At 41.9% G+C, this 15,587-nt stretch carries 14 protein-coding genes; 7 read left to right on the top strand and 7 right to left on the bottom strand.

Annotated elements, in window-relative coordinates; genetic code table 11:
• Positions 1-3 precede the first annotated feature (3 nt).
• Both AACT23_RS02655 and ompW read right to left on the bottom strand, forming a co-directional pair.
• Positions 4-147 carry a hypothetical protein gene (locus AACT23_RS02655; RefSeq protein ID WP_017044236.1) on the bottom strand — a complete coding sequence of 48 codons (144 nt, stop codon included), beginning with the start codon at positions 145-147 and terminating at the stop codon, positions 4-6.
• 163 nt (positions 148-310) lie between these two features.
• Positions 311-955, bottom strand: a complete 645-nt coding sequence (gene ompW, locus AACT23_RS02650; protein ID WP_026027932.1) for an outer membrane protein OmpW — start codon at positions 953-955, stop codon at positions 311-313.
• A gap of 398 nt (positions 956-1,353) precedes the next feature.
• On the opposite strand from ompW, the gene AACT23_RS02645 reads away from it, so the two are divergent.
• Complete coding sequence (locus AACT23_RS02645) at positions 1,354-1,758, top strand: cystatin domain-containing protein (protein WP_094128037.1); 405 nt, start codon at positions 1,354-1,356, stop codon at positions 1,756-1,758.
• Positions 1,759-1,849: 91 nt separating this feature from the next.
• Here AACT23_RS02645 and AACT23_RS02640 read toward each other — a convergent pair whose 3' ends face one another.
• Positions 1,850-3,025 (bottom strand): lytic polysaccharide monooxygenase, encoded by a 1,176-nt coding sequence (locus AACT23_RS02640; protein ID WP_445286069.1) that lies wholly within the window; start codon positions 3,023-3,025, stop codon positions 1,850-1,852.
• Between the two features lie 494 nt (positions 3,026-3,519).
• Between AACT23_RS02640 and glpT the strand changes: the two genes are divergently transcribed.
• Together glpT and glpQ are read left to right on the top strand one after the other, a co-directional pair.
• Positions 3,520-4,896, top strand: coding sequence for a glycerol-3-phosphate transporter (gene glpT, locus AACT23_RS02635; protein WP_026028652.1), 1,377 nt, complete (start codon positions 3,520-3,522; stop codon positions 4,894-4,896).
• Positions 4,897-4,995: 99 nt separating this feature from the next.
• The gene (gene glpQ, locus AACT23_RS02630; RefSeq protein WP_094128033.1) at positions 4,996-6,057 is read left to right on the top strand and encodes a glycerophosphodiester phosphodiesterase; all 1,062 of its coding nucleotides are present in this window, start codon (positions 4,996-4,998) and stop codon (positions 6,055-6,057) included.
• Between the two features lie 63 nt (positions 6,058-6,120).
• On the opposite strand, the gene AACT23_RS02625 is transcribed toward glpQ, so the two are convergent.
• The gene (locus AACT23_RS02625) at positions 6,121-7,005 is read right to left on the bottom strand and encodes a LysR family transcriptional regulator (RefSeq protein WP_094128031.1); all 885 of its coding nucleotides are present in this window, start codon (positions 7,003-7,005) and stop codon (positions 6,121-6,123) included.
• An 85-nt stretch (positions 7,006-7,090) separates the two neighbouring features.
• Between AACT23_RS02625 and budA the strand changes: the two genes are divergently transcribed.
• From budA to AACT23_RS02610, 3 genes are all read left to right on the top strand, one after another.
• A complete protein-coding gene (budA, locus tag AACT23_RS02620; RefSeq protein ID WP_017045955.1) occupies positions 7,091-7,888 on the top strand; it encodes an acetolactate decarboxylase in 798 nt (265 codons plus the stop codon).
• Positions 7,889-7,988: 100 nt separating this feature from the next.
• Entirely contained in the window at positions 7,989-9,692 is a 1,704-nt protein-coding gene (gene alsS, locus AACT23_RS02615; RefSeq protein WP_094128028.1) for an acetolactate synthase AlsS, read from the top strand.
• Entirely contained in the window at positions 9,689-10,447 is a 759-nt protein-coding gene (locus AACT23_RS02610; RefSeq protein WP_013868131.1) for an SDR family NAD(P)-dependent oxidoreductase, read from the top strand. The genes alsS and AACT23_RS02610 overlap by 4 nt, the downstream gene beginning before the upstream one ends.
• A gap of 537 nt (positions 10,448-10,984) precedes the next feature.
• Here AACT23_RS02610 and AACT23_RS02605 read toward each other — a convergent pair.
• Genes AACT23_RS02605 through AACT23_RS02595 form a run of 3 tightly spaced genes read right to left on the bottom strand, consistent with a single transcriptional unit; the run spans position 10,985 to position 14,958 of the window.
• On the bottom strand, positions 10,985-11,938 hold the full coding sequence (locus AACT23_RS02605; protein WP_255211875.1) for a hypothetical protein: 954 nt from the start codon (positions 11,936-11,938) through the stop codon (positions 10,985-10,987).
• Positions 11,928-13,724, bottom strand: coding sequence for an ORC-CDC6 family AAA ATPase (locus tag AACT23_RS02600; protein WP_094128022.1), 1,797 nt, complete (start codon positions 13,722-13,724; stop codon positions 11,928-11,930). Before AACT23_RS02600 ends, AACT23_RS02605 begins: the two co-directional genes overlap by 11 nt.
• Before the next feature lies 1 nt (position 13,725).
• Positions 13,726-14,958, bottom strand: a complete 1,233-nt coding sequence (locus tag AACT23_RS02595) for a metallophosphoesterase family protein (protein ID WP_094128019.1) — start codon at positions 14,956-14,958, stop codon at positions 13,726-13,728.
• Between the two features lie 471 nt (positions 14,959-15,429).
• On the opposite strand from AACT23_RS02595, the gene AACT23_RS02590 reads away from it, so the two are divergent.
• A partial coding sequence (locus AACT23_RS02590; protein WP_217898076.1) for an IS4/Tn5 family transposase DNA-binding protein occupies positions 15,430-15,587 on the top strand: 158 nt, incomplete at its 3' end.

Raw genomic sequence — 15,587 nt, 5'->3', positions numbered from 1 at the left:
GACTTACATCCAATCAACCACCAGCGACGTGACTGCGAATGATTCGCTCATTGAAAATGGATCAAGAAAACCAACCTCGCCAGTAGCACGGAAAAATAGTGTAAAACGAGCGTCAAATAAAATGGTCACAAAAAAGACAATAGCCAAAATAACTCGAAGAATTCTTATAATAATTAAATTTAATATCAACAAGATAAACATAAATGATAATTATATGTACATTTAATAGTGCACATAACTATCAATATAATTTTTGCTTGAAATTGAAAAAGGCAGCGCTCGCTGCCTTCTATTAATCACCTTGCTACCACTAAAACTTATAACCAGCGCCTATCATAAATACCCAAGGATCAATGGTCACATCGGTTTTTTGCTCAATGCCGCCAAACTTATAAGTCGCTTCAGTTTCAATATCGGCATACCAAACTGACGCATTCAAAAACCACTGTTCGTTGAGCATATAATCAAAACCAGCATTGGCCGCTAAACCCCAAGAATCTTTGAGTTTGAGATCCGTTAAGGTTGCACCACTTCCCGTACTGTTAAAACCTTCATCGAAGAACATGGTGTAGTTAATGCCCGCTCCAACATAAGGACGGAATTTCGATGACGCTTCACCAAAGTAGTATTGCAACATAAAAGTTGGCGGTAGATGTTTTGTTTCAGCAATGTCACCTAAGTTCAAAAGATTGGTTGAAATAGTATGGCTAAAAGGTGTAGCCGCTAACACTTCAAAGCTAATATTGTCGGTGATCATATAGCCTATTGTTAAGCCAAGCTGAACGTTTGAGTCCACAGCAAGCTCTTCATTTGAGCCTAAAATACCATCGCTGCTATCATTGGGCACCACAGCGGCAAGACCGGCACGCACAAGAAAGTCACCTTCTTTGTGGGCAAAAACATTCGTAGAAACAAGAGCAGAAAGCACGGCAAGGCCGCAAAGTGTTTTTTTCATTGTGATTTCCTTTTTGTAGGGCGAGGTAATAGTTTTTATTTGCGCGCACAGTAGCACATAAAAACCACACTTTTTTGATGGAAATCAATTTGTAAAATTTATCGCCGATCAGCTTACAACTCTGCAACCTTGATCACTTTTCTAGGCATAAAAACACACAGTCATGTAATGCGTTTTTTATGTGCATCACACCTAGCCTAACGTTGAAATGGCTTTATTATTTATGGTTAAAAACTGACAATATTGGTAAGAAATAGTAATAGCGTTTTATTGTCAGAAAATATCATCATAATTTATCACGCACCTAACAGAGCTTGACGGACTCCTCACACCACAATTGTTAATATGAACTCCTCAGATCAACCCTTTCTGCTTTTCTAAAAACAAAGGACAACTCAATGAAACGATTTCTTTTACCTCTATTTGGTTTGCTCGCGTTAGCGGGGTGTGATCAACAAACGCAAACAGAAAGTGCTAAGGCTCTAGAGCCCACCGTGATGGTGACGGAAACAGATGCCGTACCGTCACCCATCTGTGCAAGCGAGTTGATGCCGGGAGGTTGGCAAGCGACAGAAATTACCGACGAAGCTAAAGAAGCGTTGAAGAGCGCTTTAGCACAAATGGAGAGCAATGCACAATTAAAAGACATTATCGATGTCCGTTCACAAGTGGTTAACGGGGTGAATTATGCCATTGAGTTTGAAATGGCGGATGGCAGCATTTGGAATGCGATAATCTATCGCAGTTTAGAAGGTGATTACTCGTTAACCCAACCAGCAAAACAAGGCAAATTGTGTGAATAACCCCATCTCATAAACCATTATTAAACCAGAGTTAGAGAGTAAAAAGAGGCCATGGCCTCTTTTTACTACTCGATACTATAGCTATTTAATACTATCGCCATACACCCCATTCACCCGTAGTTCCGGGCTCTTCATTTTTTGTCCACCACTGCGCGGTCCAAGTTTGCTGCTTGTGCATAACGACATCACCGGACGTATAAATTTTAGTCGCATTCCAAGCATTATCTGGGACAGGTGGCTGTGGCGTTTCCTCTTTTAGCAAAGAAAGCTGATAACTGTAAGTCGCGTTTGGAGCAAACACACGGTTAGCATACACATTCTGGCTATCGTACATATAGTGATTCATTTCTTGGTGCCAAATACCAATAAACCACTCCCCTTTTTTTACTTGGTTAAACTGACCTGCCATTTCCGCTGGCCACGTTGCTGTATTATTGGCTGAAATCGCTAAGCTGATATCGGTCGTTTCATTGCCATTGGCATCGAAGGTACGCAAACGAACCGTATCGCCAGATTCAACAGGACCAAAACCTTGTGAAAGATAACCACCAAGATCGCTGAGATTCTGAGCAGGTTCTGATGAGTCTGTCGGATCCGTTGGATTTGATCCACCACCGCTAAAACTAATATCACTGCAGTTATAAAAACCTTCGCCCGCGGCATCAATACGTTGCCAGCGAGTATAAAGCACAGCATCACCACTTCTATCGGCGGGCAGGGTAATCTTTATGCGATATTTTTTATCCGTCCCCACGGTGATATTACCTTTGGTATCAATAAGATCTAGATCATCCCAAGTTAATGGGGCCTCACCGGTATAAGTCGGTTTAGAGAGATAAAACTCCCAATAAGAGGGGTTATGTGGCGCGGTAGCATTAAAGACTAATTCGATTTGTTGATTAGCGTCTAAATTCACGGCCGTTTTTTGCCAATGAGGTGAAGCAACATCTAACCCTGCTTTCGCGTTGCTGCCTGCGGAGCACAACAAGCCGTCGCGAACAACAGCTTGAACATGAGCCATGTCACGATAATTTGCCACATTGGCCGCCACTTCATTGCGTTGTACAAAAGGATAAGCTCCGGACTGATCAAAAGCCGCTTGGCATGCTGCATTAGGGATCGTATTACTCCAGAAACCACCATCTAGGTAACAGGTATTTTGCCGCGCGCTCGGAAATTCAACCCAACCATGAGCTTGTGCATGAGCAGAAAGCAATCCGCTCAATGAAAGCAAACCCAATACACTGACTTTATTAAAATTATTCATCATTCTTCCTTTTTGTATTATTAGCATCAATGCCACAGAACGACACTCTGTAACACATGAATTGCCAATCAAAGCTAGCAAGAATTATCAATAGACAGTGTCAAATCTGGGTAGGAATACTGGACTATTTGCTTATTTTGCCACTCTCTTTCCAATCAAAAAGGATATGAATCATTGAACTCACAGTGAGTTTCGAGTGACTTCATGGTTTAACAATTTTTGCCAACTTTCCTTATCTGCGATTTAATTGACGACAAAACAACCAAAAACAAACATCTTGCGAACAAAAGTGAAAACGATTACATCTCAATTTAATGGCACTAACCATGAAAAAATGAAAACTAATCATTTGTTTTTATGCACAAATTAATTCCCTTGTAACATTTGTCACAGAAATACATTCAGTTGCACACGACAATGCCGTTCTCTTTCGAATGAAACATTTTTTATCGTTCGAGCTTTAGAACCATCGCACTACATTAATGAGGTCAACTATGTTTGGTATCTTTAAACCCCAAGCGCATATCGAGAGGCTCGCTACTGAGCGGCTCGATAGCACTTATAGCCGCTTGCGCTGGCAGTTATTCATCAGTATTTTCTTCGGCTACGCAGGCTACTACCTTGTTCGTAAGAACTTTAGTTTGGCGATGCCTTATTTGATTGACCAAGGTTTTAGCCGCGGTGATCTCGGGGTAGCTCTTGCCGCCGTATCGATTGCTTATGGCTTATCTAAATTTTTAATGGGGAGCGTTTCTGACCGCTCTAACCCACGCTACTTCTTAAGTGCAGGTCTTTTAATGTCTGCGTTAGTGATGTTCTGTTTCGGTTTTATGCCGTGGGCAACAGGCAGCATTACTGCGATGTTTATTTTGCTGTTCTTAAACGGTTGGTTCCAAGGTATGGGCTGGCCTGCTTGTGGCCGTACCATGGTTCACTGGTGGTCACGTAAAGAACGTGGGGAAATTGTTTCTGTATGGAACGTAGCCCACAACGTCGGCGGTGGCTTAATTGGTCCCCTTTTCTTATTTGGTCTTTGGGCATTTAACGATGACTGGCGCGCCGCATTTTACGTTCCTGCCTTTTTTGCGACCTTAGTTGCCATTTTCATTTGGATGACACTGCGCGATACGCCGCAATCTTGTGGTTTACCACCGATTGAAGAGTATAAAGATGACTACCCAGACGACTATGATAAATCCCATGAGAATGAGATGACCGCGAAGGAAATCTTCTTTAAGTACGTTTTCTCTAACAAATTGCTGTGGTCTATCGCTATTGCCAACGCTTTTGTGTATCTCATTCGTTATGGCGTATTGGACTGGGCTCCTGTTTATTTGAAAGAAGCCAAAGAGTTCACCGTTGATAAATCTTCTTGGGCGTACTTCTTGTATGAGTGGGCAGGTATTCCGGGAACGCTATTGTGTGGTTGGATATCCGACAAAGTATTCAAAGGCCGTCGTGCACCTGCGGGCATCTTATTCATGGTTCTCGTTACTTTTGCGGTACTCATTTACTGGTTTAACCCTGCTGGTAACCCAGGTATCGACATGGCGGCTCTTGTTGCGATTGGTTTCTTAATTTATGGCCCAGTAATGTTGATTGGTTTATACGCACTGGAACTGGCTCCGAAAAAAGCAGCAGGTACCGCAGCAGGTTTAACAGGTTTGTTTGGTTATCTCGGCGGCGCAGTAGCGGCAAATGCGGTATTGGGTTACACCGTTGACCACTTTGGTTGGGATGGCGGCTTTATGATCCTAGTCGCTTCGTGCGGTATTTCTATCCTTTGTCTGCTGTATGCCTACATTGGCGAGCGTGCTCACCATAAAGAAAAAGACAGAATTGCGGAAGAAAAAGCGTCAACACAATCATAAATCTGACACCTAAATGTGTTGAATTTGCGTTACGCACTGTTCACTTTGAATCAAAACTCTCCCCCTGCAACGTCAGGGGGAATTTTTAAGGATAACAATATGAAACTGACACTACTCGCACTTTCCATGGCTACTTTAGCCAGCTCGGCGTGGGTTCAAGCAGAACCATTGGTGATAGCGCATCGCGGCGCTTCCGGTTATCTGCCTGAACATACCCTTGAAGCCAAAGCGCTTGCTTACGGCATGAAGCCTGATTTTATTGAACAAGATGTCGTGATGACCAAGGATGACCAATTGGTGGTTCTACACGATCACTACCTTGACCGCGTCACTGACGTTGCAGAGCGTTTCCCTGACCGCGCACGTGGTGATGGCCGCTATTACGCCATCGATTTTACGCTGGCAGAGATCAAAAGCCTGCGCGTAACTGAAGGTTTTAATATCGATGACAAAGGCAATAAAACCGCTGGTTTCCCCAACCGTTTCCCTCTTTGGAAATCAGACTTCACCGTCCCAACCTTAGCGGAAGAGATCGAGCTGATCCAAGGGCTGAATAAAACACTCGGTTACGATATTGGTATTTATCCAGAAATCAAAGCGCCTTGGTTCCACCGCCATGAAGGGAAAGACATCAGTAAAGCGGTACTGAAAATGCTGAAGGAATATGGTTACGACAGTCAAGAGTCGAACGTTTATCTGCAATGTTTTGATCCTATCGAGCTAAAACGCATTAATGATGAACTGCTTCCAGCAATGAACATGGACCTCAAACTGGTTCAATTGATGGCCTACACCGATTGGAATGAGACCATGATCTATGATGGCGACCAAGCACAGCCATACAGCTATGATTGGATGTTCGAAGCAAACGGCATGAAGCAAGTCGCTACCTACGCCGATGGAATTGGCCCGTGGAAACCTATGTTGGTTGACGACGCTTCAACCAAAGAAAACATCATCATCAAGCCATTGATGAAAGCCGCTAAAACCGCCGGATTAGTCGTTCACCCTTATACCTTCCGCGCAGAACCCAATCGTATTGCACCTTATGCCGACAGCTTTGATGGGATGCTCGATGTGTTCTACAACACTGTCAAAGTGGATGGTTTATTTACGGACTATCCCGATAAAGCAGTGGAGTTTTTGCATTCAACTCGCTAAGTAAGCGTGATTAACCTTACCACTTTGGCACGCTTCATCCCCAGTATCATCATGCTGGGGATGTTATTTTTGGTGACTTAATGCCTTTACCACCTTAAGCACATGCTTATTTAAGTTACTGGCTTCCCAAAGCACCGCAATTTGGCTGTTAAAAGGCATCTCCTCGATGGGAGTGATCACGGCAGAATCATCGATATGTTCAGCCAGTGATTGGGGTACAACAGCTACGCCAAATCCCGCTTGAGCCATTGCAACCATAGACCTCAACTGTGGAGCCGAAAAACGTTGATCGACACGGATGCCCACATCGTCAAACAGCGCTTTCATACCATCATGCAATGCTGGCCCCGTTTCACGAGGAAACAACAAAACGTGCTCATTTTTTAACTGAACTAAAGTAAGGCGATCTTTTCCAGCCAATGGATGCCCTAAAGGGATCACCGCGACAAAAGGCTCTTCAAATAAAACCACCCGCTGTAAAGACTCACTGGCATAACAAGGTAAACGCACCAATGCTATATCCAACTGCTTAGCTTTCAACTGCTCAACCAACTCTGGCATCGCTTGCTCAACCGCAGTGAGATTCACGTTTGAAAAACTGTCCCTTATCTCCCGCACTCGGGATAATATTTGGGTATTCATCGCAACCGAAGTCGCAAAGCCCATCCGCACTTCATTTTTTTCTCCACGCGCCAGCTGTTTTACTTTCGCCTTCGCTCGATCCACATCATTTAAGATGGTGACCGCATCGACATAAAACATTTGCCCAGCCTCGGTCAGCTCTACCCCACGTGGTAAACGCTTGAATAACAGCGTATCGAGCTCATGCTCCAATTTCTTTATCTGCTGACTCAACGGTGGTTGAGCAATACCTAACACTTCAGCCGCTCGTGTGAAATGGCGAGTTTGTGCCACCGCCACAAAATACTTGAGATAGCGAAACTCCATATCTTTTCCATATAGAAATAAATCTTATTTATATTGGATTTAGCCACGTGGAGAAGTCAATCTAAATATACACTTTATTGCATAAATGGTTATTCTCATGCGTGGATTCTACACTCCTCTTTGTGCTTGTTCTCTCGATGTAGCGAAAGAGTTTGCTGAATATCATCATGTAACGGGGGATGGAGAGATTTACCAAACTTCGTTGATGAGTGCGTTGATTGCTGGCGTTTATGAAGGCGCAACAACGGTTGAACAACTGCTGCAACATGGCGATTTTGGCTTGGGCACATTCAATCAATTAGACGGTGAACTGATCGCGTTTGATAAAGAGGTTTTCCAATTAAAAGCCGATGGTTCGGCTAACCCCGCACACTTAGCGCAGCAAACTCCCTTCGCCGTCATGACTTTTTTCACTCCTGATGTCGAAGTTCCTATCACCTCTAAAATGTCTCGTACTGACGTTCATCATCTGATTGATGATCTAGTACCCAGTGACAATATTTTCTGCGCAGTACGCATTGACGGTTTATATCAGTTTGTCAGAACGCGTACCGTGCCGCGTCAAACTCGCCCATTTCGCCCAATGTTGGATGTTGTAAAAGAGCAGCCCACATTTAATTTCACCTTCAAACAAGGCGTTATCGCCGGTTTTAGAAGCCCGCAGTACACCACAGGTATTAACGTTCCGGGGTATCACGAACATTTCATTACCGAAGATAGAAAAGGCGGTGGCCACATACAGGACTACTCTATTTCGTCGGGCTTTTTACAAATTGGCAAAGTATCGCGTTTGGTAATTGATACCCCGACTTCGCTAGATTTCCTTAAAGCCAACCTAGCTCCCAATGACATCCGAACCGCGATTGAAAAAGCGGAAAAATAGCGCTGAACAGGAGAAAAAGAATTGAATTGAAAAAAGCCGCCAGATAGCACCACCACTTCGTCAAGAAGTGTCAACGTCAGTCAACAATAAGGGTATAAAAATGAATACAAAACCTACCAATAGAAATGGCGCTCAATTAATCGCTCAACAGCTGGAATCTTTGGGTATCCGCTATATTTTTGGCATTCCGGGGGCCAAAATTGATCGGTTATTTGACGCCATTGAAGACACCAATATTCAAATGATCCCAGTGCGTCACGAAGCCAATGCGGCCTTTATGGCCGGCGTCATCGGCCGTTTAACCGGCAAAGCCGGAGTCACCATGGTGACCTCAGGCCCGGGCTGTGGCAACTTGGTTTCAGGGGTTGCCACTGCCAATTCAGAAGGTGACCCGCTTGTCGCTATCGGCGGCGCGGTCAAACGAGCAGATCAACAAAAGCAAACGCACCAGAGTATGGATACCGTCAGTATTTTCCGCTCTATCACAAAATCCAGTGCAGAAATTCAACATGTTGATGCCGCCAGCGAAGTGATGGCAAATGCCTTTCGCACGGCAGAATCAGGCCGGCCAGGGGCGTGTTTCGTTAGCATTCCCCAAGATGTGTTATCCGACCACACTCTCACCGATATTATTGTTCCATCACGTAATGTTCATTCAAGCCAAGCCAACCCAGAAGCGATCGAAGAAGCCATTACCCGAATCGAGCGGTCACAGCGCTGCGTCGTCTTACTCGGCTTACACGCCAGTCGCGCTGAAAATGCTCAAGCCATCAGCCGTTTTTTGCGCACCACTCAACTGCCTGTAGTCGGAACCTATCAAGCCGCTGGGGCAGTTGATATTAACTATTATCACCATTTCGCTGGCCGCGTAGGTTTATTTAACAATCAGCCCGGAGATGTATTGCTGCAAGATGCTGACCTGATTGTCACTATTGGTTTTAACCCTATCGAGTACGACCCAGAGCTTTGGAACGCAAAACAGTCCCCAATCATCCACTTAGACATTGAACCAGCAGAGTATCAGCTCAATTACCAACCTTGTGTGGAAATTGTCGGCAATATCGTTCAATCACTGGATGATATGATCGATTGTGTCACCAATTTCGCACGCCTCTCTCCCAAAGCCTTATCGATTTTAGAGGAAGTGGCGCAACAGCGGCAGATAATAAAATCCTACCCTACTCGTCAATCTCAGCATGGGTTTCATCCATTAACCTTAATCAAAGCGATGCAATCCATTATTACCCCAGACACCACTTTGTGTCTGGATATGGGCAGCTTCCATATCTGGATTGCGCGCTATTTAAGCTGTTTTCGCGCCCGTCAAATGCTAATTTCAAATGGTCAGCAAACTATGGGCGTTGCCCTACCTTGGGCGATTGGTGCAAACCTGCTTAAACCCAGTACCAAAGTGGTCTCTGTTTCTGGTGATGGCGGCTTCATGCAATCAAGCATGGAGTTAGAAACGGCCGTCCGCCTAAAATGCAACATTGTACATATCATCTGGGTCGATAACGCCTACAACATGGTCGAGATACAAGAGATGAAAAAGTATCAACGCCCGTCCGGAATAAAATTTGGCCCGATAGACTTTAAAGCGTATGCCGAATCATTTGGCGCGCAAGGCTTTGCCGTGACCGAACGTCATCAACTGATGCCTATGCTGCATCAAGCCATGGAAACTCAAGGACCTGCTGTCATCGCTATCCCCGTTGATTACAGCGACAACTACAAGTTGATGCTACCCAGAACACAAGAAAATCGAGATCCAATTTTTGAGCATATCGAAGGAGAAACAATATGAATGGTTTAACCCATAAAGTCGCTTTAGTCACAGGTGCCGCAAACGGCATCGGCTTTGCGATAGCACAGCGTTTATATGATGAAGGGGCCAATGTAGTACTGGCCGACTGGAATGAAGAGCAGCTCGCCACCGCCATCGAAGCTTTTGACTCAACACGCGTCGCGGCACAAGTGATTGACGTCTCCGATCCTAAAAAAGTAAAAGCCATGATCGATAACGCCGTATCACGCTTCGGTAAACTCGACATTTTAGTCAACAATGCGGGCATCCACATCCCCGGCTCCGTCTTAGAAAGCAGCGTTGAAGATTGGAAGAAAATATCAGCGGTGAATATTGATGGCGTCGTGTATTGCTCTAAATTTGCCTTACCTGAACTGCTAAAAACGCAGGGGACCATAGTCAACACCGCTTCAGTCTCTGGCTTAGGTGGCGACTGGGGTGCCGCATTTTACTGCGCAAGTAAAGGCGCGGTAGTCAACCTCACTCGCGCCATGGCGTTAGACCACGGTGCCGCTGGCGTGCGAATTAACGCCGTGTGCCCAAGCTTAGTTAAAACCAATATGACCAATGGTTGGTCGCAAGAGATTAGAGATAAATTTAACGAGCGCATCGCACTAGGACGCGCCGCAGAACCGAGCGAAATTGCCGCCGCAGTGGCCTTTTTAGCCAGTGACGATGCATCATTTATCAATGGTGTCAATTTACCCGTCGATGGTGGCGCTACCGCTTCCGACGGCCAACCTAAAATCGTTTAACCACGAAAACTCAGCCAGTACCTAAACCATTTTCCGTGCTGGCTGACATTTTAAAACCACATAATTCAAAACAAGCCCCATAAACCTTTCAGCCCTAAACGGCCTCTTTTTTCACAATTAGTACAACTCCCACAAACTTGGTTTCTCGATATTTATTGCAAGATCGCGTAGACACGTTTAGGAAAAAGTATTTTACACATCCCGTCAGAACATTTTTTAACAACACTATTTTAGCAAACTGCACCCATTATTATAAATGGCATACTCCAAACGCTCACGAAACTAATTCCCTCCCCTTTTTAGGGGGATTGCACTAAACCCTTAATACCAGATTAGGAAAAGTATCTTGAAGTCTTAAAGGTTAATTATTTGGGCTACAAACGATTAACAAGTGATGACTATAGGTATTGCCCCTATACGCATTGTACGAAGGAAATAAATCTAGAAAGCCAGACTGTAAAACAGAGTCGGGCTTTCTAGATATAGCGCGCCTTACATCGTAATCTAACCCTCGAAAATCATACTCCCTTCAATAAATCATTCAGATCTTTGGATATATAAGCGAGATATTACAAAATCCCCAGAGGATTGAACTTTTGTAGTTTCTTTTCGAATATACTCAGAGTAAAGACAGGTCACATTAGGATAATTAAAACTACATAATATCGCAGTCAAAATGTGTGGTTTTGGCCCAAATGGAATGATTGATACGTTATACTCAGACCGAAGGGGTGAGAGCATTTGTGACATATTATCATAACATGTAGCAATACTATTTATAGGAAGCTTTATGAGTTTGTCTTCACCACCAAGATAATGAGAAATAAAGTCTTTATTTTTTTCTAGACAGGTATTTTCATAATCATAGCTAGCAGCTGGTGCTGCCATAATACCAAAACACTTGTTTGGGTTTAAAAGATTATATAATCGTTGTGGACCATATCTATCGAAACCCAACATAAATATTGCTGCATTATGCCTTTTTGTCAATGAGATACCTTCACACCCAGGAATAACACGCAATTCACCAAGCTCCACATTCAGATCTAAATTCTTATACACCGCTGTCGCATATGTTAAATCAACTGTAACTTTCACCTCACAGAAATTAACTAGGTAGTTTAAAACGGCAGCATACCAAGCTCGAGACATAGAAGTGTAATCAATTAATATCTTTATCTCTTTACGGTGTAAAGAACCAATTATCTCACTTAGCTTTTTTTGTATGCTAGAAATTTCTCTTTGTGAAATTTCTAGCAGCTGGAAATTACTCCAGTTTTCAGCAAAGTAATTTAAGCTATCCACTCGGACAGAGTCTTCTTTGTGTTGATCAAAAGCTAAAACAATTACATTTTCGATATTATCATTGTTTAATCGCGTGGCTACATCAATACAACGTTCTTCATATCCACAGGAAAATAACGCAATATCATATTTTGACTGACTCAGTTCACCAATTGACAAGTCATCTACATGTAAATTATTCATCATTACCTTCCAAGTCTAAACTATATTGTCCATCATCATTTTTTTTATTCAAGGCTTTAAATCTGCTATAAGAATGATTATTCAATATTACAGACAAGTTGATGGAATTCCCTTTTCTTGGCATTAAGTAGAAATGAGGTGATAAACAAAAAGCTAATGCAAACCTGCCTTTTCTATTTGGCATTTTATTATCATTATCCAACCCTCTAAAGTCAGGATAAATCAAACCTAAATCGACAGCTTTTTCTATATATTTCCATATTTCATCATCCTCAAGGTTGAATGAAAATGAGCTATATGTATCAGTATTTATCTTGTCCGTATGTAGTTTATCTTTTAAGAATCTACCAATTGTTGTAAACAAATCGAAAGCTTTCTTACCATCTATTTCTAGATTTAGACCCTCTAGCTCTGAGTATGAAAACTCTTTAAGTTTAGCTCCTTGTTCCTTGTCTGATAGAGGCTTAAGTTCAGTGCAAGACTCAATATTCTTTGAAAAAAGAAAATTAAATAACCGTAATAGTCGACGCGGATTTCCGTCAGCACATCTTACTACTAGCGAATATCCAGAAAATATAAATGGTGAAGCGTTACCTTTATAGCGTTGAAAAGAATCCTTTAAGATTAGAGTTCCTCTCAATTTCCTTGACACTGAGCTTTCGAAGAGAGCGTAGTCTTCTTCCAATAACCTTTCCGCTCTTTTTATAGTGTTGGGTTCGCAATACTCTCTCACTTTTTCCATCAATTGCTCATCAGGGAGTGCATCTTTAGGAGAATCAATTAAAATTGAACTCCCCAATAAAGACTTTAGAGTAATATCTTTGTTTATAATTGATGAACTTTCTATTCTTTTTCTGAAGAGTTTCTCTGCGAAATTTTCAAAGAAACTTTGAGAACTATTCTTTGAACTACCATGAAGACCTTGCTTATCAATATTTAAATAATCAAAGTCGTGTCCCATGTTTAATGGAGTGCCTGTATCTGTTTCCAAAGTGTAGTGTCTGTAGGGCATGGTTGTTATTTTGAACACTATTTCGTTATATGACCTCATATGTGTGTTCAATATTCTATGGTGCTCTTTTGTTAAGAATTCAGCTTCATCAATACAAACACAGAATGTAGATGCGTCAGAGAGTCCAATTTCTTTTTTAACCGTTGATAGCGCCATCGTTAGAGGCTTAAACAAATCAGTATTGAAATTAACACCTACGATTAAATCTTCACTACTTAACTCTAGCCCTAGTTTTATTTTATTAAAAATAATGTTCTTTTTATATTCGACAATTTCTAACTCGTCATAGATATCTGTAATAGTACTTAATTTCTTGGATAACCATAGCTCTGATATCTTGTTGCATATGGCTTTTTCTTTAATAATTCTATCTATTTCGTCATCAATATATGAGTAGAGACAACTTCTTATCGTATCTAGAAATCTCGCACATGAAGATAAGTTTAAACTCCATTTAAATAACTGATTATTATCATCAATATCTCCAATTGAGTTTACCCACTCAACTTTCAATGGGATATAAGTCGCAATAAATGAGCGTTCATCTATTATTTGCTTTGCTTTATCATCATTCAACTTAGTAAGACATTCATGAGAAAGCATCTTGATCAGAGCTGTTTTACCTGATCCTCTAGAACCCAATATTATGTGATTCTTATTAGATATCAGGGATTCGAATGCAGGAGTCCAAACAAATTCTTCGGCAAGTTGATCAGATGTGAAGTATCTAGCATTAGAGTGTTCAAATATATTATTAAATCCAAATAAATTATGCATATTAGTTTCCCTTCAGCAAAATGAACAATTCATCTTGTCCCGGAGTTTTAAATATTGTAAACCCTATTTCACTCGATAAATCTACAATAGTCTTTTCAAGTAGTTTTCTTGACGTATAGATAATGTCAACGCAATGGTTGGAAAGTTCACTCCACTTTACGTGCGTCTGAGTCTCAAAAAAACACTCAATAGATTCTTTTAGCTGCTTTTTTAGCTCAAAAGGTGGCATGCGATTACCAAAATACTCTTTGTGGGGTATGCCGTTGATGGACTCATCTTTTGTCCAACCATGTCCGGTGTTGTGTGACCAGCTCACGACCTTTCCTAAAGGTGTTTTGTTTACATCACAAACTTTATCGATTTCAATTTGATGAATTGTGTTTGGTACTCCTTGGAACCATCTATCATCCAAACGCGCTGAAAAACTGCCAGCACAAAGTATATTTATAGGATGCTGATAATCGTCTGAGTACTGAGCAAGCCTGGGTATATGTTTGTGTCCATGAACAATAAAATTAACGTTATGCTTAGAAGCTATCTCCATCAAAATTGCTGCATTTTGTAAGATGCTATGGTCAGCTCTGTCAAATGGTAAATCAGGCTGCTGAATTGGATGGTGATGAACGACTAGAAGACTAATCTTATCGCTATTTGCAATCTGTAGTTCTTGGAGTTTTGCATCCAGTGCAACCAAGTCCTGCCTGCGAATCACCCCATGATGAGGTTTTTTGTCATAATGGTCGAAAACAGAACTGTTCACGCCAATAATATTTAAATTCTCATCACTCCAAATTGCAAAATATGGCTCGTTGTAATAGCAGCCTGAATGAGCTCGAGCTAAACATTGTTTAAAAAAGTCGTTGAAGCGCAAGTTGTTATATTTGCGCTCAATGGTCATGTTCATGTTTTCTCTTGCAATCATTGATAGTTCTTCTTCATCCCAGTTACCGTCGTGATTCCCTGGGACGAAAAAGATGTTTGATTGTCTAACGCCAACAATTGTTGCGATTTCTTTCAAGCGCGTAGATGCCAGTTCAAACTCTTCTTTAGTTGCTCTATTGGTGATATCACCTGCGATAACAATATAGTCTGCTTGTATGTTCTCTTGTTCAGCAAGCTGCCTCAATTCATTTAGAAACTGATTTTTTACGGCGTTGGGAGAACTCCCTACTGCAAACTCATTTGAAACAGCCGCATCTCCAACATGTAAATCACTAATGATTATTATTTTCATATATACCAGACACTTACAGACTTAACAAAACAGTTGCATGATAGCATAGTTGCGTAATATGTAAGATAAACAATTAGGAATTTTAGGCTGTTATCAATGATTGTTTTGGATGTGATAATGTTTGGCAGCTAGTTAGTGTGAGGGGTATTAGATTACTAAACATTGCGTAATTTTCACTACTCACCTTTTCAGATTACTTTACTTGTAAGTTAAGTGAGCGTTAACAATATATATTAGGTTTTTTGCTCTAAGCGTTTTTGGGGCAAAAGTGTTTTAGTAAGCCATACCAATCATAATAAATAGCACACTCCCAACGCTCACTAAACTAATTCCCTCCCCTTCAAGGGGAGGGTTAGGGTCTGTCTCTTATACACAAATCCCCAAGCCTCTGCTTGGGGATTTTTTTGAACTAATTTTATGTTTCATGATCTGATCATCTAAGCAATAACAAGGATGATTAGAATGACTTATATAGAACCAACCCTCTGGGCACAAAAGCAATTTGGTCAAGCTCACCTCAATGACCCAAGACGTACTCAAAGACTCGTTGCCCTAGCTGCCTCTCTGGCCGAGCAACCTGGCGTACCGGTCTCGAAACTCATCATCTCCCCTGCAGATATGGAAGGGGC

This window comes from Vibrio sp. V09_P4A23P171 (assembly GCF_963875615.1).
GTDB lineage: Bacteria > Pseudomonadota > Gammaproteobacteria > Enterobacterales > Vibrionaceae > Vibrio > Vibrio anguillarum.
The sequence above is the reverse complement of the archived record's forward strand: the minus strand, read 5'-3'. Positions and strand labels throughout refer to the sequence as shown.

What these genes read in the sequence shown, in the direction of transcription:
- ompW (WP_026027932.1), bottom strand. Translation starts at nt 955, where the DNA reads ATGAAAAAAACACTTTGCGGCCTTGCCGTGCTTTCTGCTCTTGTTTCT.
- AACT23_RS02645 (WP_094128037.1), top strand. Translation starts at nt 1,354, where the DNA reads ATGAAACGATTTCTTTTACCTCTATTTGGTTTGCTCGCGTTAGCGGGG.
- AACT23_RS02640 (WP_445286069.1), bottom strand. Translation starts at nt 3,025, where the DNA reads ATGAATAATTTTAATAAAGTCAGTGTATTGGGTTTGCTTTCATTGAGC.
- glpT (WP_026028652.1), top strand. Translation starts at nt 3,520, where the DNA reads ATGTTTGGTATCTTTAAACCCCAAGCGCATATCGAGAGGCTCGCTACT.
- glpQ (WP_094128033.1), top strand. Translation starts at nt 4,996, where the DNA reads ATGAAACTGACACTACTCGCACTTTCCATGGCTACTTTAGCCAGCTCG.
- AACT23_RS02625 (WP_094128031.1), bottom strand. Translation starts at nt 7,005, where the DNA reads ATGGAGTTTCGCTATCTCAAGTATTTTGTGGCGGTGGCACAAACTCGC.
- budA (WP_017045955.1), top strand. Translation starts at nt 7,091, where the DNA reads ATGGTTATTCTCATGCGTGGATTCTACACTCCTCTTTGTGCTTGTTCT.
- alsS (WP_094128028.1), top strand. Translation starts at nt 7,989, where the DNA reads ATGAATACAAAACCTACCAATAGAAATGGCGCTCAATTAATCGCTCAA.
- AACT23_RS02610 (WP_013868131.1), top strand. Translation starts at nt 9,689, where the DNA reads ATGAATGGTTTAACCCATAAAGTCGCTTTAGTCACAGGTGCCGCAAAC.
- AACT23_RS02605 (WP_255211875.1), bottom strand. Translation starts at nt 11,938, where the DNA reads ATGATGAATAATTTACATGTAGATGACTTGTCAATTGGTGAACTGAGT.
- AACT23_RS02600 (WP_094128022.1), bottom strand. Translation starts at nt 13,724, where the DNA reads ATGCATAATTTATTTGGATTTAATAATATATTTGAACACTCTAATGCT.
- AACT23_RS02595 (WP_094128019.1), bottom strand. Translation starts at nt 14,958, where the DNA reads ATGAAAATAATAATCATTAGTGATTTACATGTTGGAGATGCGGCTGTT.